This is a genomic window from Nocardioides sp. Root1257 (assembly GCF_001425175.1).
Lineage (GTDB): Bacteria > Actinomycetota > Actinomycetes > Propionibacteriales > Nocardioidaceae > Nocardioides.
Genome location: NZ_LMDV01000008.1, coordinates 408,545 through 430,724, shown reverse-complemented (window position 1 = coordinate 430,724; position 22,180 = coordinate 408,545). Strand labels below are relative to the sequence as shown.

The following is a 22,180-nucleotide window of genomic DNA, read 5'->3' as shown; positions in this document are numbered from 1 at the left end:
GTCAGCTGATCGCCATGTCGGCGTCGCCCCAGTAGGCGCGCATGGTGGTGATCAGGCCGTCGTCGTCGAACGTCATCGCGTCGATCGGCGCGAGCGTGTAGGTCTTGTCGCCGGCGCGCGTGATGATCTCGAAGAGGAAGCTGGCCTCGCCGCCCGCGATGCGCGCGGTGATCAGGCGCGTCTCCTGCTGGAGCCCCTCGAGACCGGCGTAGAACTCGCGGATCGCGGCGTGCCCGTGGCGCACGTCGGAGCCGACCGGGTCCTCGACGGTGGCGTCCGCGGCGTACAGCGCGACGACCTCGTCGGCGGTGCCGGTGCCGACGAGACGGATGTAGTCGTCGACGACCTGGCGGATGCGGTCCGGACTGGCGGGCATGCGGTGTCTCCTCGACCTAGAACACGTTCCTGGGGTACGACACGCTAGCGCGTCGGAGGCCCGGGGGTCTTGAATGCACCGCGTGGACCTCCTCCTCGCCTGGCCGTTGCCCGGAGCCCGTCCCCTCGGCGCCCAGCTGGTCGCGTCCTACGACCACCCCGACCGGCGCTACCACGACGGCCGGCACCTCGGTGAGGTCCTCGACCGGGTGCACGAGCTGTCGGCGCACGGCGTGGAGTTCGACCGGATGGCGGTGCTGCTCGCCGCGTGGTTCCACGACAGCGTCTACGACGCGCAGCCGGACGCCGAGAAGCGCTCGGCGGCGTGGGCGGCCGAGGCGCTGCCGACGCTGGTCGACCAGGCGGTCGTGGACGAGGTGGTCCGCCTGGTGCTGATGACCGAGCACCACCAGCCCGCCGACGACGACGTCAACGGCTGCGCTCTCTCCGACGCCGACCTCGCGATCCTGGCGGCGCCGCCGGAACGGTACGACGAGTACACCGCGTCGGTGCGGTCGGAGTACGCCGCGGTCCCCGACGACGCGTTCGCCGCCGGGCGGGCCACGATCCTGCGCGACCTGCTCGCCAAGCCGCACCTCTTCCACACGGCGTACGCCCGCGACGCCTGGGAGGCCGACGCCCGGGCCAACGTGGAGCGGGAGCTGGAGACGTTGGCGCCGCCGGAGTAGTCCCTGACGGAACGGCCCACCCTGAGCGGGCGGGAGGACCATTTCGTCAGGGACTACGCTTCCGGCGCCGCAGACCGGCCGCGGTGAGGCGGGAGACGAGCTCGCGCGACGTGACGGGGAGGGCGCCCGCGGCGACGACGGAGTCGTACCACTCGGACGGCACGTCGTAGTGGTCGCGGTCGAAGCCGCGCGGCGGGATGTCGAGCGTGCGGGCGAAGGCGTGCAGCTCGTCGTAGGACGTGTCGCTGGCGAGGTGCGACCACAGCCGGCCGTGCCCGGCCGCGTTGGGCGGGTCGATGAGGATGGTCATCCGACGGAGCGGACCGCCCGCTCGAGCGCGTCGTCGACGAGCAGCCGCCAGGACCGGACGTGGCCGGCGTCGACGTACGCCTTGAGCGATCCGCCGGGGCGGACCTGGCGGCCGAGGTGGAACTGGCGGACGTCGGCGCGCACGAACCACGGCACCTGCTCGGCGATCAGACCGCCCCCGGGCATCAGCATCCGGGCGACGAGCGGGTCCCGAGCCGTCGCGAGCAGGTCGTCGAACCCGACGTCGAGCCCACGGGGCGACCCCGCCGAGCGCACGGCGGCGAGGTCGGGGAGGTCGAGCAGGTGGCGCCAGGAGCGCCGGGGGTCGAGGGTGTCGTCGATCGCCCGGCCGAAGGTCCACGGGACGCCCGGGAGCAGGCCCGACAGGTACGCGCACACCTCGGCGTCGACCTCGAGCTGTCCGTCGAGGAAGCCGAAGGAGACGCCGACGGCACCGGAGCCGAGGTAGTCCTCGCCGAGCCCCGCGAGCCGGGCCAGCTCGCCGCCGGTCGTCGTCCAGGTGTCGTTGAGCCGCAGCACCGCGTGCACCGGGAGGTCGGTCTCGTGGCAGACCGCGGAGACCAGCGCCGGCTCGGGCGACATCCCGGTCGGACTGCGTACGAGCAGGCGGTCGGCACCGCCCTCCTCCGCGCCGGCGACATCTCGCGGGTCGAGGACGGTCACCTCGAGGAGGCCGTCACCCATGCGGCCAGGGTACGGCGGGTGGGCGATCCGCTGCGGGAGGCCCGCCGCTTCGGTGCGGGGGCATGATGGGGGGATGGACAACGCCCTGCTGTTCGACGCGCGCGCTCGGGTGCTCGCTGACCTGCAGGCCCGCGGCCGGGCGACGGCCGAGGCGGTCTCGGCTCTCGAGGATGCGGTCGCGCAACGCAAGTGGTGGGCCGAGCAGTGGCCCGAAGGTGCTCAATACATCGCCGGCCTGGTCGCCCAGGACGTCCAGGACGCGCTCTTCGAGTCCGTCGGCCGGTGGCCGCTGTGCTCCGGCTGCGGCGACGACGCGCCCCTGCACGCGCTCTACATCCAGCCCGACCTCGGCGGCCCCGACCCCGTGTGGGTGTGCGAGGAGAGCGGCGACGTCGTCGCGCCCCTCGGCGACCTGGGCCGTTAGCCTCCGGCCGTCGTCGATCGCGGGCAGGATGGCGCCGTGCGCCGCCTTCTCGCCCTGATCCTGCTCGTCACCACGGGGCTCGTCTGGCTGGGCTCCTCCCCGGCGGCCGCGTGCGAACCGAGCCCCTACTCCCCCGACTCCTGCGGGCAACCCACGCTCTCGATCGCCGGCGACCGAGAGGTGGCGCGATCCGCCCGGGCTACGGTCGTGGTGTCCGTCAAGACACGTGGCGCGCTTCAGGTCCACGGTGTCATCACGATGACCGTCACGCACGCACGCACCGGCTGGACGTCGGAGCAGACCCGGACCCTGCGACACAACCACGCCCGGCTTCGCACTCCACGGCTGGACGCGCCCGGCACGTACCGGATCCTGATCGAGTTCGAGCCGACCGACGACGGTCCGTGGTTGCCCACGTCGCGAACGTCGACCCTGCGCGTCACCCGAAGGTGACGATCAGCCCTCGGCGCCGACCTGCAACCACATCGTGAAGCGGTCGGCGCGGTAGACCGTGCGCGACACCTCGACGACCTTCTCGCCCGAGAGGCCGCGACGCGAGTGCCGGAGCACCGAGGCGCCCGGGGTCAGCTCGAGGTGCTCGGCCTCCTCGTCGTTCGCGACGTCCGCGTTGATCGAGTCCTCGGCCCAGGTCGGCCGCAGCCCGCGCGACTCGAGGGCGTCGTACAGGCTGGTCGGCATGCCGCTCTGCAGGAAGCCGGGGATCAGCACCTCGTTGAGGTAGGCGTCCTCGAGACACATCGGCTGCCCGTCCGCCCGGCGCAGGCGACGCCAGTGGATCACCGCGTCGCCCTCGCTGACGTTGAGCGCCCGGGCCACGCCGGGGCCGGCCTGCTCGCGCCGCGCGAGCAGCGTCTGCGACTCGGCCAGCAGGCCGCGCCGCGACATCTCCTCGGTGTAGCTCGTCAGGCGGCTCGCCATCCGTCGGGGACGGGCCACGAAGGTGCCCCGTCCGGGAATGCGCTCCAGCAGTCCTTCGACCACGAGCGCATCCATCGCTTGTCTCACCGTCATGCGGGCGACCCCGAACCGATGCACCAGCTCGCGTTCCGAGGGTGCAGGTGAACCGGGTGCCGCCCCCGTGACGAGAGAGCGCACGTACTCACGCACCTGCACGTGCTTGAGAGCACGTCCCTCTGACACCAGCAACTCGTCCACGGCTGAACTGTAGGCAGTGAAATGCGGTCCCGTCCTTGGTTCCGCATTTACCGATGGGCGCTGTGTTATACGGGCTCATTCCGTCGCAATTGCGCGGAGCCTCCTCAGGGTGCTCCCCGATGGCGGACGTCGGTCGGGTCCGGCAGGCTGGTGCCCATGACGATCCCCTCGCATCCAGCGGCTGCCCCGGCAGCGCGCGCCTACGATCTGCGCAAGACGTACGGCGCCGGCGACTCCGCCGTGCACGCCCTGGCCGGAGTCACCCTCGACCTCGAAGCCGGCCGGTTCACGGCGATCATGGGGCCGTCCGGCTCCGGCAAGTCGACGCTGATGCACTGCATGGCCGCCCTCGACACGCCCTCGTCCGGCACGGTCGAGGTGGGCGGGACCGACCTGGGCCGGCTCAAGGACAAGGACCTCACGGCGCTGCGCCGCGAGCAGATCGGGTTCGTGTTCCAGGCGTTCAACCTGATCCCGACGCTGAGCGCCGCCGAGAACATCCTGCTCCCGCTCAACCTGGCCGGCCGCAAGCCCGACCAGCAGTGGCTCGACACCGTCATCGACGCCGTCGGGCTGCGAGACCGGCTCGGCCACCGGCCCACCGAGCTGTCCGGCGGGCAGCAGCAGCGCGTGGCGTGCGCCCGGGCGCTGGCGAGCAAGCCCTCGATCGTGTTCGCCGACGAGCCCACCGGCAACCTCGACAGCACCTCCGGGGCCGAGGTGCTGTCGTTCCTGCGCCGCAGCGTGGACGACTTCGGCCAGACGGTCGTGATGGTCACCCACGACGCGGTCGCGGCGTCGTACTGCGACCGGGTCGTCTTCCTCGCCGACGGCCTGGTGGTCGACGAGATCCACGATCCCCAGCGCGAGCAGATCCTGGAGCACATGACCCGGCTGCAGGACCTCGCCGCCGCTCGCTCGACCGGCGCCTGAGGGGTACGGCGTGCTCAAGCTGACCCTGCGCAACCTGTTCGCCCGCAAGGTGCGACTGGTGATGAGCGGCCTGGCGATCGTGCTGGGCGTGGCGTTCCTGTCCGGTGTCCTCGTCTTCAGCAACGGCCTGTCGTCGACCTTCGACAGCATCATCTACAGCTCCACGCCCGACGGCATCGTGCGCCCCGAGCAGACCTCGTCGTTCGACGCGGGCGGCGCCACGACCACCCAGACCATCTCTCCCGAGGCGGTCGACCAGCTCGCGGCACTCCCCGAGGTCGCCCGTGCGGACGGTGACGTCAACGGCATCGGGATGAGCCTGCTCGCCTCGGACGGCACGCTCGTCGGCGGCACGGGTGCGCCCACCCTCGCGTTCAACCACACCGACGGCCCGAACATGGCCGGCGAGCCGCCCATGGGGCTGACCAGCGGCCGCTGGCCCACCTCGCCCGACGAGGTCGTCCTCGACGATGCGGCCGCCGACCACGGCGACTACGCGCTCGGCGACGAGGTGAAGCTGCTCGCGCCGTTCGGCGAGTCCCAGCGCACGGCCACGCTGGTGGGCACGGCCGAGTTCAACGGTGGCGGTACGGCGGGCGCGACCCTGCTCGTGTTCAGCACGGAGGGCGCGCAGGATCTCTTCCTCGACGGGGCGAACGCCTTCAACCAGGTCTCGCTGACCGCGGCCGACGGCGTCTCCCAGAAGGCGCTGGCCGCAGCCGCCGCGAAGGTGGCGCCGGCCGGCTTCGAGGCGGTCACCGGCGACCAGGTGGCGGAGGAGTCACAGGATGCCGTCGGTCAGTTCCTCGACGTGATCTCGACGTTCCTGCTGGTCTTCGCGATCATCGCCGTGATCGTCGGTGGCTTCATCATCGTCAACACGTTCACCATCCTCGTGGCGCAGCGCAGCCGAGAGCTGGCCCTGCTGCGCGCCCTCGGAGCCTCCCGCCGCCAGGTGACGCAGTCCGTGCTGCTCGAGGCGCTGGTCATGTCGGCGCTGGCCGCCACCATCGGCATCGGAATCGGCTGGCTGCTGGCGCGCGGGCTGGCCGCGCTGTTCCGCGCGGTCGGGCTCGACATCTCCAGCGACGCCCTCACGCTCGACGCGCAGGCGGTGGTCATCAGCTACGCGGTCGGCGTCGGCGTGACCCTGGTCGCGGCCTTCCTGCCGGCCCGTCGCGCCGGGAAGGTCGCACCGGTCGCGGCCATGCGGGCCGACGCGGCGCCGGTGCGCGAGTCGCTGCGGCGCCGCACCATCATCGGTGGCGTCCTGATGGCCGTCGGCGTCGCGTTCGCCGTGGTCGGCCTCGTCGGCGCCGGTCCGGGCCCCGACGCGCTGTGGATCGGCATCGCCGCCGCGATCTGGATCCTGACCGCCGCTGGGATCAGCTCCGTCATCGGCCGCCCGGTCCTGGTCGTGTGTCGCGGCCTGTTCGGCCGGCTCTTCGGCACCACCGGCCGGCTGGCCGGTGAGAACGCGCTGCGCGACCCTCGGCGTACCGGCGCGACGGCGTCGGCGCTGATGATCGGACTCGCACTGGTCTCCTGCATCGGGGTGCTCGCGACGTCGCTCAACGCGTCGGTCGACGACGTCGTGGACGAGGAGTTCACCTCCGACTTCCTGGTGCAGAGCACCAACTTCCTGCCGTTCTCGACCTCGGTCGGCGACAGCCTCGCCGACGTCGACGGTGTCGCGACCGTGAGCCGTCAGCAGTGGACCGGCGCCCAGGTCGGCGACTCGACCGTCCTCGTCACGGCCAACGACGCGGCCTTCAACGACATATACGACCTCGACGTCGTCGCCGGTCACCAGGACCTGCAGGGCGACGAGGCGCTGGTGAGCAAGGGGTTCGCCGAGGACCACGGCCTGAAGGTCGGTTCACCGCTGAAGCTCACGTTCCTCGCCGGCAAGGCGCTGGACCTCGAGGTCGCCGGCATCATCGAGGGAAGTGAGACGACCGGCGACGTGAGCATCCCGCTCGACCTGCTCGCCGAGGCCGGTGTGCCCCGTCAGGACACCAGCCTCAGCATCATGCTCGAGCCGGGCGCCGACCCGGTCGCGGTCGGCAAGGCGATGGACGAGGCCGTGGCGTCGACCCCGATCGTCGCGGTCTACGACAAGCAGGAGTTCGCGGAGTCGATCCGCGACCAGGTCAACCAGCTGCTCTACATGATCTACGGCCTGCTCGCGCTGGCGATCGTGATCGCGGTGATCGGCATCGTGAACACGCTGGGCCTCTCCGTCATCGAGCGCACCCGGGAGATCGGGCTGCTGCGCGCGATCGGCATGAGCCGCACGCGGCTGCGGCGGATGATCACCCTGGAGTCCGTGGCGATCGCCGTTCTCGGTGCCGTGCTCGGCATGGCGCTCGGGCTGGTGATCGGCGTGCTCCTGCGGCAGGCGCTCAAGGACGACCTGACCAGCCTGGGACTGCCCCTGGGCCAGCTGCTGGTGTTCCTCGTGATCGCGGTCGTGGTCGGCGTGCTCGCCGCGATCCTCCCGGCCATCCGGGCCTCGCGTCTCAACGTGCTGGAGGCGATCGCCACCGAATAGTCCTCGAACATCTGTTCGATCCGGGCGTATGCTCGGACCATGGACTTCCAGGGCTCGCTGTTCGAGGCGCCCGCCTCCCCGACCGGCGACGCCGGGGCGCCGACCTTCGACCACGTCGACCGCCGGGAGCTCACCCGCGGCGCCTGGGTCGACGTCTGCCCGGCCTGGCTGCCGGAGGCCGACGACGTCTTCGCGGCCATGGTGCGCGACGTGCCGTGGCGTGCCGAGCGCCGGCAGATGTACGACCGCGAGGTCGACGTGCCCCGCCTGCTCTGCATGTACGGCGTGGGCGAGCCGCTCCCCCACCCGGCCCTCGCCCGGGCGCGCGGAGCGCTGTCGGCGCACTACCGCCCCGAGCTGGGCGAGCCGTTCGTGACCGCGGGCTGCTGCTACTACCGCGACGGGCGCGACAGCGTCGCCTGGCACGGGGACACGATCGGCCGCGGCAAGACGCAGGACACGATGGTCGCGATCGTCTCCCTCGGCGACCCGCGCCGCCTCGCGCTGCGGCCACGCCTCGGCGGCGCGTCGATCTCGCTCGAGATGGGCCACGGCGACCTGCTCGTGATGGGGGGCTCCTGCCAGCGCACCTGGGAGCACGCCGTACCCAAGGTCGCGCACGCCGGACCCCGCGTCTCCGTGCAGTTCCGCCCGCTCAACGTGTTCTGAGCTGCCCCGGCCCTGAGGTCTCGAGGTGCGAGCCGAGCGAGCCTCGGGACCACCACTCACGCAGCGCGTTTGGGTCACCGCGCTTGGGTGGAGGCATGGACGCACGCGCGACGATCGGACTGACCGGACTGGCGACGATGGGTCGCAACCTGGCGCGCAACATCGCCCGGCACGGACACACGATCGCGGTCCACAACCGCACCACGGCGCGGACGACGGCGCTGGTCGACGAGTTCGGCGGCGAAGGCGACTTCGTCCCCGCCGAGTCGATGGAGGAGTTCGTCGCCAGCATCGAGCGTCCGCGGGCCATCGTCATCATGGTGAAGGCCGGTGAGCCCACCGACGCCGTCATCGACGAGCTGGTCCCGCTCCTCGACGAGGGCGACATCGTCGTCGACGGCGGCAACGCCCACTTCACCGACACGCTCCGCCGCGAGCAGGCCCTCAAGGAGCAGGGCCTGCACTTCGTCGGGATGGGCGTCTCGGGCGGCGAGGAGGGCGCCCTGAACGGTCCGTCGATCATGGTCGGCGGCTCCGACGACGCCTACGAGCGGCTCGGGCCGGTGCTGGAGTCGATCGCGGCCCAGGTCGACGGCACGCCCTGCTGCACCCATGTCGGGCCCGACGCCGCCGGCCACTTCGTCAAGATGGTCCACAACGGCATCGAGTACGCCGACATGCAGCTCATCGCCGAGTCCTACGACCTGCTGCGCAACGTCGCCGGGCTCGAGCCAGCCGCGATCGCGGGTGTCTTCCGCGAGTGGAACGACGGCGACCTCGAGTCCTTCCTCATCGAGATCACGGCCGTGGTGCTCGAGCACACCGACGCGGCGACGGGCAGCCCGTTCGTCGACGTCGTGCAGGACGCGGCCGAGCAGAAGGGCACCGGTCGCTGGACGGTCCAGAGCGCGCTCGACCTCGGCGTACCCGTCACCGGCATCGCCGAGGCGACCTTCGCACGCAGCCTCTCCGGGCACACCGAGCAGCGGCAGGCCGCCCGCGCGGTCTTCGACACGACCCCCGACTCCCCCGAGGTCGAGCGGAACGGCTTCGTCGACGACGTGCGGGCGGCGCTCTACGCGTCGAAGGTGGTCGCCTACGCCCAGGGCTTCGACCAGATCGCGGCCGGCAGCGACGAGCACGGCTGGGACGTCGACCTCGGCTCGATGGCGACCATCTGGCGCGGCGGCTGCATCATCCGCGCGCAGTTCCTCGACCGCATCAAGGAGGCGTACGCCGAGGAGCCCGACCTCACGACCCTGCTGACCACGCCGTACTTCGCCGACGCCGTGAAGCGCGGCGAGGACGCGTGGCGCCGGGTGGTCGCGACGGCGGTCACCGCCGGCGTACCCACCCCGGCGTTCTCGTCGTCGCTCGCCTACTTCGACGGACTGCGCCGCGAGCACCTGCCGGCCGCGCTGATCCAGGCGCTGCGCGACAACTTCGGCGCCCACACCTACGCCCGCGTCGACCGGGACGGCACGTTCCACACCGCGTGGGCGGGTGACCTCAGCGAGTCCGAGGCCTGACCGAGCACGGCCCCCGGCAGGTCAGGCCATGCGCACCGCCCGGACCCGGGACCGGCCCACGATCAACGCCGAGACCGCGGACAGGGCGGCCACGCCGAGCAGGACCGGTTGCTCGTCGAACAGGCCCAGTGCGGCCCCGCCGAGGACGGCGCCGAGCGCGCCGGCCGAGCGGTTCACCGCGCGCCGCGTGACGTTCGCCCGCCCGAGCAGCCTGTCGGGCGTGACGGTCTGCCAGTAGCCGGTGTCGTTGGCGTTCTCGACGCCCATGGCCAGGCCCTGGAGCACCAACGCCGTGCCGAGGAGCACCACGCCGGCGGAGTGGGCCGGTGCAGCCGCGACCAGGATCCACCCGACCGGATGGACCGATCGCGTGGCGAGGATCGCCCGTCCGGTGCCGAGTCGGCGTCCGACGGCCGGGGCGATCGTGGCGCCGACGAGACCGGCCATGCCACCGGCCGCGACCACCAGCCCGAACGCGGCCGCCGACAGTCCCATCACGCGCAGCGCGACCAGCGTCAGCGCGGTGAACCCCGCGGCGTTGGCGAGGAACCAGACGTGGGTCGACACCGCCAGCGGACCGAGGGTGGGGTGCCGGTAGGTCCAGCTCAACCCTTCGCGGACCTCCCGTCCCAGGTGCCGCTGCACGGGCGGCCCAGCAGGCGACTCGTCCACCCGGAGCCCGGCATTGAGCACGGCGTCGACGAGATAGCTGACCGCATCGACGGCGACGGCAAGAGGTGCACCGAGCAGACCGACGAGGCCCCGCCGAGCGCCGGACCCAGGGTCTGCGCGGCGGCGTCGCTCTGGTCGAGCCGGGCGTTCGCCGGGACCAGCCGGTCGCGAGGAACCAGGCGCGGCAGCAGCGACTGCGTGGCTGCGAACGCGAACACCGAGAACGCGCCGAACGCCAGCAGCAGCACGACGAGCGTCCACACCTCCAGGGCACCGACCGCCCAGAGCACCGGGACCGCCCCGAGCGTCGCCGCCCGTCCCACGCTGCTCCACACCAGGATGCGCTGCCGCCGCCATCGGTCGGCGTACACCCCGGCAACCAGCCCGAGCACCGCATACGGGAGGAACTGCGCGGCGTTGACGATCCCGACCGAGAGCGACGACGCGTGGAGCTCCTGGATCACCAGCACCGGCATCGCGATCGTCGTGACCGCGGTTCCGAACGAGCTGATCGTCGCCGCTGCCCAGAAGCGGCCGAACGAGGCGTCCGCCACGACCTCTCCTGTCGCCGGTGATGGCCGCCATCCCATCACAGCCCCGTGGAATGCCCACCGCCCCGGACCGGTTGGGCCTCGTATGACCGACAAGATCGCAGTCAGCTCAGGAACCTTCGAGATCGGTGGCGACCTGCCGGTGGTGCGCCTCGGCTACGGCACGATGCAGCTGCCCGGCGAGGGCGTGTGGGGGCCGGCCAAGGACCACGACACCGCGATGGCCGTGCTGCGTCGCAGCGTCGAGCTCGGCATCACGTTCTTCGACACCGCCGACTCCTACGGTCCGGAGACCGCCGAGCAGCTGCTCAAGGACGCGCTGCACCCGTACGCCGACGACGTCGTCATCGCGACCAAGTCGGGCCTCACCCGGCAGGGCCCCGGCATCTGGACGCAGCTGGGCTACCCGCCGTACCTCCGCCAGCAGTGCGAGCTCTCGCTGCGCCGGCTCGGCGTCGACACGATCGACCTCTACCAGCTGCACCGCATCGACAAGAACTACCCGCTCGAGGACCAGGTGGGCGAGTTCAAGGCCCTGCAGGACGAGGGGAAGGTCCGCCACATCGGGCTCTCCGAGGTGAGCGTCGACGAGATCAAGGCCGCCCGCGAGATCGCCGAGATCACCACGGTGCAGAACCTCTACAACCTCGCCAACCGCAGCTCCGAGGACGTCCTGGACTACTGCGAGGCGGAGGGCATCGGCTTCATCCCGTGGTTCCCGCTCGCGACCGGCGAGCTCTCGAAGCAGGACGGCCCGCTGGCCGAGGCGTCGAAGCGCCACGACGCGACGCCGTCCCAGCTCGCGCTGGCCTGGCTGCTGCGCCGCTCGCCGGTGATGCTGCCGATCCCGGGCACCTCGAGCGTCGGGCACCTCGAGTCCAACACCGCCGCCGCCGGCATCGAGCTGACCGACGACGAGTTCGAGGCGCTCAGCGCGCTCGGCTGATCAGGTCGGAGGTTCCGAGACGGTTGCTGGCGCAACCTCCTCGACCACCGACTCGGTGGTTGAGGAAGGCACGCTGGCGCCTGTCTCGAAACCGCCTACTCGAAGCTGACCGTCGGCGCGACGTCCTGGCCCTCGGGGGCGTCGTAGAAGTCGCGCTGGTGCACGTTGGCGATGCCGGTGAGGAACATCCACGGGATCGTCTGGGTCAGCTTGTTCAGCGTCGCGACGGCGTCGTTGTAGTACTGGCGGGCGAACGAGATCTGGTTCTCGGTGTCGGCCAGCTGCTTCTGCAGCTCGAGGAAGTTCGTGTTCGCCTTGAGGTCCGGGTAGGCCTCGGCGACGGCGTTGACCTTGACCAGTGCCTGACCCAGTGCCTGGTCGGCGGCCGCCTTGGCCGGGACGTCGTCACCCTTGGCGGCGGCGGTCACCGCGGCGCGGGCCCGGGTGACCTCCTCGAAGACGCCCTTCTCGTGCGCGGCGTACCCCTTGACCGTCTCGACCAGGTTGGGGATCAGGTCGGCGCGGCGGGTGAGCTGGACGTCGATGCCGCCGAGCGCCTCCTGGGCGCCGATGTCCGTCGTGCGCAGCTTGTTGAAGCCGACGACGACGAAGCCGACGATGGCGACGAGCACCACGACGACGATGATGGCGATGAGCATGTGAACTCCTCAGTTCATGGGGTGCAGGGAAAGTATCGGGGTCACCACGAGCCGCCGCCACCGCCGCCGCCACCGCCGCCTCCGGAGAAGCCGCCCCCTCCACCGGAGGAGGACGACGACTTCTGGGTGGCCTCGTACGACGAGATGGCGGAGCTGACGGTGGAGTTGAAGTCGGACACCATCGACGAGATCGCGGCGCCGGTGTAGGCACCGGCGTACGCGTGCCCGACGTACGACGGCACCGGCGGCTCGGTGGCCATCTCGGTGCGGTACTTCTCGGCCCACTCGTCGGCGCAGCCGAAGGCGACGGCCCACGGGATGTAGGCCGTGTAGAGCTCCTGGCGGCCGGAGAAGTCGAACCGGTCCTGGGCCGACGGCGTCGAGAGGATCCGCCGGAAGCCACCGGCCCGCGACCACAGCTCGCGCCCGGCCCTGGTCCGGCGGGTGCCGGCGCCCGGCGCGGCGAGGCTGGCGGCGAAGACGCCGAACGCGCCCACGATCAGCGTCACGAACGAGAAGTCGAACGGGTTGACGAAGGCGGTGAGGATCACCGCCAGGAAGCACGCGCCGACCACGAACCCGCCCAGGCCGCCGAAGCCGCTGCGCGTCATCAGCCCGTTGGCCGACGCCCACGACTTGGTGCTCTGCTCGAAGCTCGCGATCTCGTCCTTGAGCCGCTCGCCCGCCGAGACACTGCTCCGCGACGCCTCGAACGACGCGTGCTCACCGCCGAGGATGTGCGCGACCCCCGAGGTGACCGGGTCCAGCCCGGCCCACCCGGCCGCACCCTGCTTGTCGGTGATCGTCCACGCGTCCTCGGTGCGGTCGAGGTCGATGGCGCCGCGCTCGGCGGCGTACAGCAGCGTCGCGACGTACTGCTCGTCGTCGACCTGCTCGGTGACCAGGTACGCCGCCTGGGCCGGTCCGATGCCCTCGGGCGGCGCGTAGAGGAGCGGGAACTGCGGGTCGCGCTCGGAGGCGCGGCGGGCCAGGCCGAGGCCGAGGAGGGCCGCGAGGAACGACAGCACCAGCACGACGACGAGGCCGACGACGCTCGACCCGAAGACGGCGTCGAAGGACTTCGGCCACGGGAGCACGTCGCCCGCAGGGGGCGTCTCCATGTCGAGGCCGGTCTTCACGGTGACGCCGGTCAGGGACGGGAGGTCGGCGGCGGTGACGTGCAGGGTCGTCGTGCCCTCGCCGTCGACCTGGCAGGCTCGGTCGTCGTCGCCGACCGCGCAGCGCACCCGCTCGGCATCGGCGGGCAGGTGCACGGTCAGGTCGGCGGCGGTGATCTCCTGGGCCCAGCCGGCCGGGATGAGGTTCCAGTAGAACTGGGTCCGCGAGCCGTTGGTGCCCGGCTCGAGGACGCCGTTGATCCGGTAGGAGATCCGGTAGACGTGGTCGCCGGGCTCCACGGTCGAGTCGGCGTCGCCGATCTTGGCGACGCGGTACTTCCCACCCTCCTGACGCGACATCTCGAACGGCACGTCGCCGCCGTCCATCGTGACCGTGACGTCGTGCGGGATCCGGCGCGAGTCGGGGGCACTGGGGTCGTCGATGTCCCAGAAGCGGAAGATGCCGTGCTTGCCGCTGCTGGGGAAGCTCACCGTCAGGGTCTCGACCACGTCCATGTCGCCGTCGTCGGCGACGTCGAAGTCCGCGTCGTACGACGTGATCGTGGTCTCGTCGTAGCTGCTCGGGCCCTCGTCGTCGGTGGAGAAGCCGTACAGAGCAGCCGGGATCATCAGGACCAGGACCACGACGGCCAGGCCGATCGTGTAGCCCACGATGCGCTTCATGCTGCGGAGCCTAGGGGGTGCGAAGGGTGTGCGAATAAGGATTCGCAGACTGTCGGTGCGCCCTGAAACACTCGTTGCAACATGAGCAGCCCGACCAGCCCCAGCCCCCTCACGCTCCGCTCGTTCTGGCACGACCTGCCGCGTGAGGGCAAGCTCCTGCTGTCGGTGGTCGTCTTCGAGTTCATCGGCACCGGTCTGGTCCTGCCGTTCAACATCGTCTACCTGCACGAGGTGCGCGGCTTCGCGCTCGGCGACGCCGGCCTGCTGCTCGCGCTGCCGCCGCTGGTCGGCTTCCTGGTGGTCGGGCCGGGTGGGGCGGCGATCGACCGGTGGGGCGCGCGACGGATCCTGGTCGGCGCGCTCGTGCTGCAGGTGATCGGCAACGTGACGCTGGCGTTCGCCTCGACCGCTGCCGTCGCCGCGATCGCGCTGCTGCTGAGCGGCGTCGCCTTCGGCGTCTCCTGGCCGGGGTTCCAGGCGTTCATCGCGGCCGTCATCCCCTCCGAGCTGCGGCAGCGCTACTTCGGCGTCAACTTCACCCTGCTCAACCTCGGCATCGGCATCGGCGGCCTGGTCGCCGGCGCGTTCGTGAGCGTCGACCACCTGCCGACCTTCCAGGCGATCTACCTCGGCGACGCCGCGAGCTACCTGCCGGCGCTCTTCCTGATGCTGGTGCCGCTGCGCCACGTCGCCGGTCGCGTCGAGCACCACGGCGAGGGGGCGGCCGCGAAGGTCAGCTACCTCGACGTCGTACGCCGGCCGGCGGTCGCGTCGATGCTTCTGCTGAGCTTCGTGTCGTCGTACGTCGGCTACTCGCAGCTCAACGCCGGCATGCCGGCGTACGCGCGCTCGGTGGGCGAGATCTCGACGCGCGGCCTCGGCTTCGCGTTCGCCGCCAACACCCTGGTGATCGTGCTGCTCCAGCTCGTCGTGCTGCAGCGCATCGAGGGCCGACGGCGGACCCGGATCATCGCCGTGATGGGTGCCGTGTGGGCGGTGTCGTGGCTGCTGCTCGGCGCGACCGGGCTGGTCTCGGGCACCTGGGGCGCGACGATGCTGGTCGCCGCCTGCGCCTCGGTCTTCGCCTTCGGCGAGACGCTGCTGCAGCCGACGGTCCCGGCACTGGTCAACGACCTGGCACCCGACCACCTGCGCGGGCGCTACAACGCGGCGAGCTCGGCGGCCTTCCAGCTCGCCCAGATCATCGCGCCGCCGATCGCCGGCTTCCTGATCGGCCACCACCTCGACAGCGTCTACATCGGCACGCTGGTCGTCGGCTGCCTCCTGCTCGGTGTGCTCGCCGTCGTACGCCTGGAGCCGCAGCTGCCGCCGGGCGTCAACGGGGTGCGCGAGCCCGAGCTGGTCGCCGACCCCGACGTCGTACCCGAGCCGACGCCGAAGACCCGAGCCAGCACCCTGGAGTGACTCAGGCGGGTCGTCCGCCCGGCACCCAGGTGTGCACCTCGATCGCGGCGTACCGGTCGGCCGTCAGCACCGCGCGCGCCTCGTCGGCCGACGCAGCCGTCAGCAGCGCGGCCGTGCCCAGCCAGCTCTCCCCGTCGTCGGCGAGCAGCGGGCCGTAGGCCACCAGTGCCGAGTCGTCGGCCGGCACGGCGTCGTCGACAGGGTCGCCGGCACCGAGCCCGAGGACCAGGAAGCCGTGGTCGCCGACCTCGCCGGGGAAGTCCCACATCGTCCGCCCCAGGAGGTCGCGCCAGCGGCGGATCAGGACGTCCCGGTAGGCGCCGGCCTGGTAGCCGGGCTCGTCGAACGCGAACGCCCGCGCCGCCGTCGGGTCCGGCAGCTCGAGCACGTGCACGCTCCCGGTCGGCGTCTCCCCGTCGTACGTCGGTCCGCGTGCGAGCATCGCGTCTGCGAAGCCGTCCATGTAGGACCAGTGCGCCTCGCGCACCTCCCACCGGAGGTCTGCCGACCCCGGCCGGTCCCGGTGGTAGCAGAAGAAGAGCATGCCGCCAGTCTGCCGGTCCTCAGCGACGGGAGACCCACCAGATGACCACGCCCACCACGACCACGACACCCACCACCGGCTTCCAATAGGTCTTTGCCAGCACCGGCAGCACCGCCGAGCCGAGGTCGAGCGCGTCGTCCTGGCGGGGCTGCTGGGGTAGTCCCTGACGTTTCGGTCCGTCGGGAGCCTCGGCCGGGGCCGAAACGTCAGGGACTACCCCGACGGTCGGCGGTGGGGTGGCGACCGAGGCGGTCTCGGGTTCCGCCCCGGTCGCCTGCTCGGACGCTGGAGTCGTCTCTTGCGAGGCCCCCGTGGACCCCGCACTCAGACGTTGCTCCAGGCACTCCACGAACTGCCCGAGCAGCTTGTCCGAGACGTCTTGCATGACCCCGCGCCCGAACTGCGCGGGCTTCCCGGTGATCGCGAGGTCGGTGACGACCTCGACGTCGGTCCCACCGCTCGCCGCGTCGGTCATGGTGAGCGTGACCTTCGCGCCCGCCGTGCCGTTGCCGCGCTTGTCGCGCCCCTTCGCGTCGACCAGGAAGCGGTGCGCCGCCTCGTCCTTCTCGACGAACGTGCCGGCGCCGTTGTAGACCAGGGCGATCGGGCCGAGCTTGACCTTGACCGAGCCGGCGAAGCTGTCGCCGTCGGCCTCGGTCACGGTCGCGCCCGGGAAGCACTCGGCCACGGACGCGATGTCCTGGAAGTGCGCCCAGGTCTCGTCGACCGAGGTGGGGACGGTGAAGCGGTGGGTGAGGTCCACGGGCCTCAGGCTCCCGCCGCGGCCAGCACCGCACGCCGGGTCAGCACCGTGGCGAGGTGGCGCCGGTAGTCGGCGTCGCCGTTCAGGTCCGAGGGCGGGTTGGTGCCGTCGGTGGCGTGCTCCGCCGCCGCTCGTACGCCGTCCGCGGTGGCCGGCTGCCCGACGAGCGCGTCCTCGACGGCCCGCGCGCGCAGCGGCGTCGATCCCATGTTGGTCAGCCCGATCCGTGCTTCGGCGATGGTGCCGCCGTCGACGCGCACCGTCGCCGCCACCGCGACGATCGGCCACTGGTGGGCGACCCGCACGAACTTCTCGTACGTCGCCCCCCAGCCGGTCCGCTTCGGGATCCGCACCTCGGTGAGGATCTCGTCCTCGCCGATCGCAGTCTCGAAGAGGTCGACGAAGAAGTCGTCGGCCGCCACGGTCCGGGTGCCGCCCGACCCTGCGATGACGAACTCCGCTCCGAGCGCCAGCGCCGGCGCCCCGAGATCGCCGGCGGGGTCGGCGTGCGCGAGCGCACCGCCGAACGTGCCGCGGTGTCGCACCTGGGCGTCGGCGAGGTGCTCGACGGCCTTGGCGATCAGCGCGGCGTGCTCCGCCACGAGCGGGTCGGAGCCGACCACGGCGTGCGGCGTCATCGCCCCGATGACGATCGCGTCGCCGTCGTCGCGGATGCCGCGGAGCGACTCGATCCTCCCGAGGTCGATGATCCACTCGGGTGCGTTGAGCCGCATCCGGAGCACCGGGAGCAGGCTCTGCCCGCCGGCGATGATCTTGGCGTCGTCGCCGTACTGCGCGAGGGCCGCCAGGGCGTCCTCGACCGAGGTCGGGGCCACGTAGTCGAACGCTGCGGGGATCATGCCTGGCCGCCTTCCGCGTCGAAGTGGGGCATCGCGGCCTCGGTGGTCGAGCCACCGGATCCGGGCCCGTTGATCGCCCGCCAGACCCGCTCGGGCGTGCAGGGCATCTGGATGTCGCTCACCCCGAGGTGGCGTACGGCGTCGACGACCGCGTTGACGACGGCCGGCGTCGAGGCGATCGTGCCGGCCTCGCCGACGCCCTTGGTGCCGAGCGTGTTGGTCAGCGACGGTGTCGTCGTGTGCTCGATGTCGAAGCTGATCGTGTCGGCGGCCGTCGGCAGCAGGTAGTCCACGAACGACCCGGAGACCAGGGTCCCGGCGTCGTCGTACACCGCCTCCTCCCACAGCGCCTGCGCGATCCCCTGCACCAGCCCGCCGTGCACCTGGCCGGAGACGATCAGCGGGTTGACGATGTTGCCGATGTCGTCGACGCAGACGTACTTGCGCATCTTCACCGCACCCGTCTCGGTGTCCACCTCCATCGCGCAGAGGTGGGTGCCGTGCGGGTAGTTGAAGTTCACGGGGTCGTACGTCGCCTCCGAGTCGATGCTCGGCTCCACGCCGTCCGGCAGGTTGTGCGCGGCGAAGACCGCCGTCGCGATCTCGCCGATCCCCATCCCGGCGTCCGTGCCGCGCACCGAGAACCGGCCACCGGAGAACTCGAGGTCGTCGACCGACGCCTCGAGCAGGTGGGCGGCGATCGGCTTGGCCTTCTCGATCACCTTGTCGGCGGCCTTGACCAGCGCCTCCCCGCCGACGACCAACGACCTCGACCCGTAGGTGTCCAGCCCCTTGTGCGAGATCGCGGTGTCGCCGTGCAGGATCTCGACGTCCTCGAAGGCGACGCCGAGCCGGTCGGCCACGATCTGGCTGAACGCCGTCTCGTGACCCTGGCCGTGCGCCGAGGCCCCGGTGACCACCTCGACCTTGCCGGTGGCCAGCATCCGCACGCTCGCGTGCTCCCAGCCGCCGGCGCCGTAGTCGAGCTGGCCGAGCACCCGGCTCGGGGCCAGGCCGCACATCTCCGTGAACGTCGAGATGCCGATGCCGAGCTGCACGGTGTCGCCGGACGCCCGCCGCGCCATCTGCTCGGCGCGCAGCTCGTCGTACCCGAACATCTCCTTGGCCTTCGCCGTGGCGGCCTCGTAGTTGCCGGAGTCGTACTCGAGCCCCGCCACCGTGGTGAACGGGAACTCCTCGTGCTTGATCCAGTTCTTCTCGCGGATCTCCAGCGGGTCGACCCCGACCTCGGCGGCCAGCTCGGACATCAGCCGCTCGATGGCGTACGTCGCCTCGGGTCGGCCGGCGCCGCGGTAGGCGTCCGTCCAGGCCTTGTTGGTGAGCACGGTCTGGACGGCGAAGTGGTAGGCCGGGAACTTGTAGATGGCGTTGAACATGAACGCGCCGAGCACCGGGACGCCGCCACCGACGATGGCGACGTAGGCACCCAGGTCGGCGAGCAGCTCGACCTTGAGGCCGGTGACGGTGCCGTCCTTCTCGGCCGACAGCGTCAGCTTCTGCCACTGGTCGCGGCCGTGGTGGGCGCTCATCAGCGACTCGGATCGGGTCTCGGTGTACTTCACCGGCTTGCCGAGACGGCGACCGACCGCCCAGGCGATCCACTCCTCGGGGGTCACCTGCAGCTTGCCGCCGAAGCCGCCGCCGACGTCGGGGGCGATCACGCGGATCTTCGACTCGGACACGCCGGTCGTGGCGGCCAGCGCGAAGCGGACGATGTGCGGGATCTGGGTCGCCGACCACATCGTGTACTGCTCGCCGGTCGGATCGACGACGACGCTGCGCGGCTCCATGAACGCCGGGATCAGCCGCTGCTGGCGGTACTCCCGCTCGATGACGATGCCGTCGGTGCGGGCCTTCGCGATCGCGTCCTCGACGTTGCCGCCGGTGCCAGCCTCGCCGGAGTCGAAGACCCACAGCGCGGACTTGTTGGTGCCGAGGTCGGGGTGCGCCAGCACCTCGTCCGCCGCAGACTTCTTCAGGTCGAGGGCGGCCGGCAGCTCGTCGTACTCGACCTCGACCAGCTCAGCGGCGTCACGTGCCTCCGCGGCGCTGCGAGCGACGACGACCGCCACGATCTCGCCCGCGAAGGCGACCCGGTCGGAGGGCATCGGCGAGTGCGCCGGGGTGACCTGGTCGGGCGTGATCGGCCAGGCGTTGATGATCGCGCCGAGCTCCTCCCCGAAGTCGGCGCCGCTGAAGACGTCGACCACGTTGGTCGATGCCTTGGCTGCGGAGGTGTCGACGCTCGTGATGGTCGCGTGCGCGAACGGGCTGCGCACCATCGCCAGGTGCAGCATGCCCGGCAGCACGATGTTGTCGGTCCACCGGGTGCGACCGGTGATCAGCCGCTGGTCCTCCTTGCGGCGCCGGTCGCGGCCGATCTCGTTCTCGATGGCGTCCGAGGGGCGCTCGTCGGTGACGGTCATGCCGTCGCCCCCTGACCGCTCGCGTGCTGAACCGCCTTCACGATGTTGTGGTAGCCGGTGCAGCGACAGAGGTTGCCCTCGAGACCGAGGCGGATCTCCTCCTCGGAGGGCTTCGGGTTGGTGTTGAGCAGGTCGACGCTCTGCATGATCATCCCCGGCGTGCAGAAGCCGCACTGGAGGCCGTGGCACTCGCGGAAGGCGGCCTGCACCGGGTGCAGCTCGCCGTTCTGCGCCAGCCCCTCGATCGTGGTGACCTCGGCGCCGTCGGCCTGGACGGCCAGCACGTTGCACGACTTCACGCTGGTGCCGTCGAGGTGCACGGTGCACGCGCCGCAGTTGCTGGTGTCGCAGCCGATGACGGTGCCGGTCTTGCCGAGACGCTCGCGGAGGTACTGCACGAGCAGCATGCGGGGTTCGACGTCGTCGGACACGCTCGCGCCGTCGACGGTGAGGCTGATCCGGGTCATGGACTCTCCCTAGGGCGGACCTGCAGTGGTGCAGGTCACGCTAGGAGCGTCCGGTTGGTCAATGGTTGGGGTCAGGCCGCCTCGGCACGAGGGACGAGTGCCGAGGCGAGGCTGTCCCGGTTGAGCGAGCGCGGGTCCGAGCCTGCGAGGGCACGACCGCGAGTCGAAACCCGGTGGGCTGGGCGGAGGCGTTCATCCGCGCGACCACGAGGGACGAGTGCCGAGGCGAGGCTGTCCCGGTTGAGCGAGCGCGGGCCCGAGCCTGCGAGGGCACGACCGCGAGTCGAAACCCGGTGAGCTAGGCGGGGGCCCTCGTCCGATCCAGCACGAGCCGCGCGACCTCGGCGGCCTGGGTGCGGATCTCGGGGATCGCGGTCGACTCCCAGAGCGTGCCCTTGCGAGGCGGGCCGACGGCGTACAGGCCGGGCACGGGTACGCCGTCCGCGCCGACCACCTGACCCGAGGGCGTCGAGTCGAGGCCGAGCCGCAGCGGGTCGGGCGCGACGAGGCCGCGGCGCTGGAGCGCCTGGAGCAGCGGGTCGTCGGTGCGCGAGATGTCGGTCAGCGGGCCAGTGCAGTTGACAACGGCGTCGACGGCGCTGAGGTCGACGCCGGCCAGACCTCCGTCGGCGACGCTCAGGCGCCCGTCGCGGCGGTAGCCGGCGATCCGGTCGGCCACCTCGGGTGCCATCCGGTGGCGGCGCACCTCCCAGTCGCGGACGTACGTCGCGAGGAAGCGTCGTCGCTCGTCGAGGTCGAGGCGCGCCCAGATGGACTGGGTCGCGGGCCGCAGGCCGTCGACGACGTTGCGCCAGTCGACGCCGTGCGCCCGCGCGGACTCGACCTGGCCGCGCACGAAGGCAGCGATGCCGTCGGCGGTCAGGGGTCCGCCCGGCACGTTGCTGACCCAGGCCGTGGACTGCTGCTCGATGTGGGCGCGCGGGAGCAGCCCGTGCCGGCTCACCATGACGGCGCGGCGGTGCGGGGACTCCTCGAGCAGCGTGATCGCCGTGTCGATCGCGGTCAGCCCGGTGCCGACGATGACCACCTCGGCGTCGCCCGGCAGGGCGCGGATCGCGGCGAGGTCCCAGGGGTTCGGGAGGTAGCCGGGCAGCGTCGCGAGGTCGACGCCGTCGACGGCGAGCGGCTGCGGCGGCTGGTTGCCGTAGGCGAGGACGACGGTGTCGGCCGTGGCCACCCGGTCACGGGTGCGCAGCTCGAACGCGCCGCCGACGGGGACGATGTCGTCGACCCGGCCCGCGCTGATCGTCAGGCGGTGGTCGGCGACGTCGGCGAGCGTGTCCTGGAGGTACGCCGAGAACTCCATCCGCGGCAGGAAGCCGAGCGGGTCGGGGTCACGGCCCGCGCGGCGGGCCCAGTCGAGCAGGTCGGACGGCACGTCGGCGTACGCGCTCATGTGCCGGGCACGCACGTTGAGCAGGTGCCGCGGGTCCGAGGTGCCGTAGGCGATCCCCCGGCCTAGGACGCCGGTCGCCTCGTGGACCGTCACGCAGAGCGCGGAGTCGGTCGAGGTGGAGAGCAGCTGGAGCGCCGTGAGCACCCCGCTGGCACCGCCGCCGATGATCGCGACGCGGTCCGTGCTGGTGGCGGCGCCGGTCTCGACGGGGGCGCGGTCGGTGACAACCATGCGGTAAGTCTAGAGAACAACTCGCATTAAGCA

21 protein-coding genes and 1 pseudogene are annotated in these 22,180 nt (G+C 71.6%); 9 read left to right on the top strand and 13 right to left on the bottom strand.

The window, feature by feature from the left end; translation table 11 throughout:
• Nucleotide 1: 1 nt before the first annotated feature.
• Nucleotides 2–376 (bottom strand): nuclear transport factor 2 family protein, encoded by a 375-nt coding sequence (locus ASC77_RS10170; protein WP_056151725.1) that lies wholly within the window; start codon nucleotides 374–376, stop codon nucleotides 2–4.
• Between the two features lie 82 nt (nucleotides 377–458).
• Here ASC77_RS10170 and ASC77_RS10165 point away from each other — a divergent pair, with 82 nt between their 5' ends.
• Nucleotides 459–1,064 (top strand): hypothetical protein, encoded by a 606-nt coding sequence (locus ASC77_RS10165; RefSeq protein WP_056153971.1) that lies wholly within the window; start codon nucleotides 459–461, stop codon nucleotides 1,062–1,064.
• A 46-nt stretch (nucleotides 1,065–1,110) separates the two neighbouring features.
• Here the strand turns inward: ASC77_RS10165 and ASC77_RS10160 are convergent, their stop codons facing one another.
• Nucleotides 1,111–1,374 (bottom strand): DUF4031 domain-containing protein, encoded by a 264-nt coding sequence (locus ASC77_RS10160; protein ID WP_056151722.1) that lies wholly within the window; start codon nucleotides 1,372–1,374, stop codon nucleotides 1,111–1,113.
• Nucleotides 1,371–2,078 carry a copper homeostasis protein CutC gene (locus ASC77_RS10155; protein ID WP_056151719.1) on the bottom strand — a complete coding sequence of 236 codons (708 nt, stop codon included), beginning with the start codon at nucleotides 2,076–2,078 and terminating at the stop codon, nucleotides 1,371–1,373. The genes ASC77_RS10160 and ASC77_RS10155 overlap by 4 nt, the downstream gene beginning before the upstream one ends.
• Nucleotides 2,079–2,151: 73 nt before the next feature.
• On the opposite strand from ASC77_RS10155, the gene ASC77_RS10150 reads away from it, so the two are divergent.
• Nucleotides 2,152–2,502 carry a hypothetical protein gene (locus tag ASC77_RS10150; protein ID WP_056151716.1) on the top strand — a complete coding sequence of 117 codons (351 nt, stop codon included), beginning with the start codon at nucleotides 2,152–2,154 and terminating at the stop codon, nucleotides 2,500–2,502.
• A 36-nt stretch (nucleotides 2,503–2,538) separates the two neighbouring features.
• A complete protein-coding gene (locus ASC77_RS10145; RefSeq protein ID WP_056151713.1) occupies nucleotides 2,539–2,955 on the top strand; it encodes a hypothetical protein in 417 nt (138 codons plus the stop codon).
• A 3-nt stretch (nucleotides 2,956–2,958) separates the two neighbouring features.
• Here ASC77_RS10145 and ASC77_RS10140 read toward each other — a convergent pair whose 3' ends face one another.
• Complete coding sequence (locus ASC77_RS10140; RefSeq protein WP_082574712.1) at nucleotides 2,959–3,618, bottom strand: GntR family transcriptional regulator; 660 nt, start codon at nucleotides 3,616–3,618, stop codon at nucleotides 2,959–2,961.
• A 216-nt stretch (nucleotides 3,619–3,834) separates the two neighbouring features.
• Here ASC77_RS10140 and ASC77_RS10135 point away from each other — a divergent pair, with 216 nt between their 5' ends.
• The 4 genes from ASC77_RS10135 to gndA all read left to right on the top strand — a co-directional run bounded on the left by ASC77_RS10135 (nucleotide 3,835) and on the right by gndA (nucleotide 9,363).
• Complete coding sequence (locus ASC77_RS10135; protein ID WP_056151705.1) at nucleotides 3,835–4,611, top strand: ABC transporter ATP-binding protein; 777 nt, start codon at nucleotides 3,835–3,837, stop codon at nucleotides 4,609–4,611.
• A gap of 10 nt (nucleotides 4,612–4,621) precedes the next feature.
• Nucleotides 4,622–7,165: an ABC transporter permease gene (locus ASC77_RS10130; RefSeq protein ID WP_056151703.1), complete on the top strand. Its 2,544-nt coding sequence runs from the start codon at nucleotides 4,622–4,624 to the stop codon at nucleotides 7,163–7,165.
• 39 nt (nucleotides 7,166–7,204) lie between these two features.
• Nucleotides 7,205–7,834, top strand: coding sequence for an alpha-ketoglutarate-dependent dioxygenase AlkB (locus ASC77_RS10125; protein WP_056151700.1), 630 nt, complete (start codon nucleotides 7,205–7,207; stop codon nucleotides 7,832–7,834).
• A gap of 95 nt (nucleotides 7,835–7,929) precedes the next feature.
• On the top strand, nucleotides 7,930–9,363 hold the full coding sequence (gene gndA / locus ASC77_RS10120) for an NADP-dependent phosphogluconate dehydrogenase (RefSeq protein WP_056151697.1): 1,434 nt from the start codon (nucleotides 7,930–7,932) through the stop codon (nucleotides 9,361–9,363).
• 21 nt (nucleotides 9,364–9,384) lie between these two features.
• On the opposite strand, the pseudogene ASC77_RS27415 reads toward gndA, so the two are convergent.
• Nucleotides 9,385–10,625, bottom strand: a pseudogene (locus ASC77_RS27415) (MFS transporter).
• A 46-nt stretch (nucleotides 10,626–10,671) separates the two neighbouring features.
• Between ASC77_RS27415 and ASC77_RS10110 the strand changes: the two are divergent.
• Nucleotides 10,672–11,532, top strand: coding sequence for an aldo/keto reductase (locus tag ASC77_RS10110; protein ID WP_056151695.1), 861 nt, complete (start codon nucleotides 10,672–10,674; stop codon nucleotides 11,530–11,532).
• Nucleotides 11,533–11,627: 95 nt separating this feature from the next.
• On the opposite strand, the gene ASC77_RS10105 is transcribed toward ASC77_RS10110, so the two are convergent.
• Nucleotides 11,628–12,191 (bottom strand): LemA family protein, encoded by a 564-nt coding sequence (locus ASC77_RS10105; protein ID WP_056151692.1) that lies wholly within the window; start codon nucleotides 12,189–12,191, stop codon nucleotides 11,628–11,630.
• A gap of 41 nt (nucleotides 12,192–12,232) precedes the next feature.
• The gene (locus ASC77_RS10100; RefSeq protein ID WP_082574622.1) at nucleotides 12,233–13,993 is read right to left on the bottom strand and encodes a DUF2207 domain-containing protein; all 1,761 of its coding nucleotides are present in this window, start codon (nucleotides 13,991–13,993) and stop codon (nucleotides 12,233–12,235) included.
• An 81-nt stretch (nucleotides 13,994–14,074) separates the two neighbouring features.
• Between ASC77_RS10100 and ASC77_RS10095 the strand changes: the two genes are divergently transcribed.
• Complete coding sequence (locus ASC77_RS10095; protein ID WP_082574621.1) at nucleotides 14,075–15,418, top strand: MFS transporter; 1,344 nt, start codon at nucleotides 14,075–14,077, stop codon at nucleotides 15,416–15,418.
• Nucleotide 15,419: 1 nt separating this feature from the next.
• Here ASC77_RS10095 and ASC77_RS10090 read toward each other — a convergent pair whose 3' ends face one another.
• The 6 genes from ASC77_RS10090 to ASC77_RS10065 all read right to left on the bottom strand — a co-directional run bounded on the left by ASC77_RS10090 (nucleotide 15,420) and on the right by ASC77_RS10065 (nucleotide 22,147).
• Nucleotides 15,420–15,962 (bottom strand): YciI family protein, encoded by a 543-nt coding sequence (locus tag ASC77_RS10090; protein WP_056151686.1) that lies wholly within the window; start codon nucleotides 15,960–15,962, stop codon nucleotides 15,420–15,422.
• Between the two features lie 19 nt (nucleotides 15,963–15,981).
• Nucleotides 15,982–16,725 (bottom strand): SRPBCC family protein, encoded by a 744-nt coding sequence (locus tag ASC77_RS10085; protein ID WP_056151683.1) that lies wholly within the window; start codon nucleotides 16,723–16,725, stop codon nucleotides 15,982–15,984.
• A gap of 5 nt (nucleotides 16,726–16,730) precedes the next feature.
• Nucleotides 16,731–17,585: an FAD binding domain-containing protein gene (locus ASC77_RS10080; RefSeq protein WP_056151680.1), complete on the bottom strand. Its 855-nt coding sequence runs from the start codon at nucleotides 17,583–17,585 to the stop codon at nucleotides 16,731–16,733.
• Nucleotides 17,582–20,032 (bottom strand): xanthine dehydrogenase family protein molybdopterin-binding subunit, encoded by a 2,451-nt coding sequence (locus ASC77_RS10075; protein ID WP_056151678.1) that lies wholly within the window; start codon nucleotides 20,030–20,032, stop codon nucleotides 17,582–17,584. Before ASC77_RS10075 ends, ASC77_RS10080 begins: the two co-directional genes overlap by 4 nt.
• Complete coding sequence (locus ASC77_RS10070; protein ID WP_056151674.1) at nucleotides 20,029–20,499, bottom strand: (2Fe-2S)-binding protein; 471 nt, start codon at nucleotides 20,497–20,499, stop codon at nucleotides 20,029–20,031. Before ASC77_RS10070 ends, ASC77_RS10075 begins: the two co-directional genes overlap by 4 nt.
• A 298-nt stretch (nucleotides 20,500–20,797) precedes the next feature.
• Nucleotides 20,798–22,147, bottom strand: a complete 1,350-nt coding sequence (locus tag ASC77_RS10065) for an FAD/NAD(P)-binding protein (protein ID WP_056151671.1) — start codon at nucleotides 22,145–22,147, stop codon at nucleotides 20,798–20,800.
• Between the last annotated feature and the right edge of the window lie 33 nt (nucleotides 22,148–22,180).

What these genes read in the sequence shown, in the direction of transcription:
- ASC77_RS10170 (WP_056151725.1), bottom strand. Translation starts at nt 376, where the DNA reads ATGCCCGCCAGTCCGGACCGCATCCGCCAGGTCGTCGACGACTACATC.
- ASC77_RS10160 (WP_056151722.1), bottom strand. Translation starts at nt 1,374, where the DNA reads ATGACCATCCTCATCGACCCGCCCAACGCGGCCGGGCACGGCCGGCTG.
- ASC77_RS10155 (WP_056151719.1), bottom strand. Translation starts at nt 2,078, where the DNA reads ATGGGTGACGGCCTCCTCGAGGTGACCGTCCTCGACCCGCGAGATGTC.
- ASC77_RS10150 (WP_056151716.1), top strand. Translation starts at nt 2,152, where the DNA reads ATGGACAACGCCCTGCTGTTCGACGCGCGCGCTCGGGTGCTCGCTGAC.
- ASC77_RS10135 (WP_056151705.1), top strand. Translation starts at nt 3,835, where the DNA reads ATGACGATCCCCTCGCATCCAGCGGCTGCCCCGGCAGCGCGCGCCTAC.
- ASC77_RS10125 (WP_056151700.1), top strand. Translation starts at nt 7,205, where the DNA reads ATGGACTTCCAGGGCTCGCTGTTCGAGGCGCCCGCCTCCCCGACCGGC.
- gndA (WP_056151697.1), top strand. Translation starts at nt 7,930, where the DNA reads ATGGACGCACGCGCGACGATCGGACTGACCGGACTGGCGACGATGGGT.
- ASC77_RS10110 (WP_056151695.1), top strand. Translation starts at nt 10,672, where the DNA reads ATGACCGACAAGATCGCAGTCAGCTCAGGAACCTTCGAGATCGGTGGC.
- ASC77_RS10105 (WP_056151692.1), bottom strand. Translation starts at nt 12,191, where the DNA reads ATGCTCATCGCCATCATCGTCGTCGTGGTGCTCGTCGCCATCGTCGGC.
- ASC77_RS10100 (WP_082574622.1), bottom strand. Translation starts at nt 13,993, where the DNA reads ATGAAGCGCATCGTGGGCTACACGATCGGCCTGGCCGTCGTGGTCCTG.
- ASC77_RS10095 (WP_082574621.1), top strand. Translation starts at nt 14,075, where the DNA reads ATGAGCAGCCCGACCAGCCCCAGCCCCCTCACGCTCCGCTCGTTCTGG.
- ASC77_RS10090 (WP_056151686.1), bottom strand. Translation starts at nt 15,962, where the DNA reads ATGCTCTTCTTCTGCTACCACCGGGACCGGCCGGGGTCGGCAGACCTC.
- ASC77_RS10080 (WP_056151680.1), bottom strand. Translation starts at nt 17,585, where the DNA reads ATGATCCCCGCAGCGTTCGACTACGTGGCCCCGACCTCGGTCGAGGAC.
- ASC77_RS10075 (WP_056151678.1), bottom strand. Translation starts at nt 20,032, where the DNA reads ATGACCGTCACCGACGAGCGCCCCTCGGACGCCATCGAGAACGAGATC.
- ASC77_RS10070 (WP_056151674.1), bottom strand. Translation starts at nt 20,499, where the DNA reads ATGACCCGGATCAGCCTCACCGTCGACGGCGCGAGCGTGTCCGACGAC.
- ASC77_RS10065 (WP_056151671.1), bottom strand. Translation starts at nt 22,147, where the DNA reads ATGGTTGTCACCGACCGCGCCCCCGTCGAGACCGGCGCCGCCACCAGC.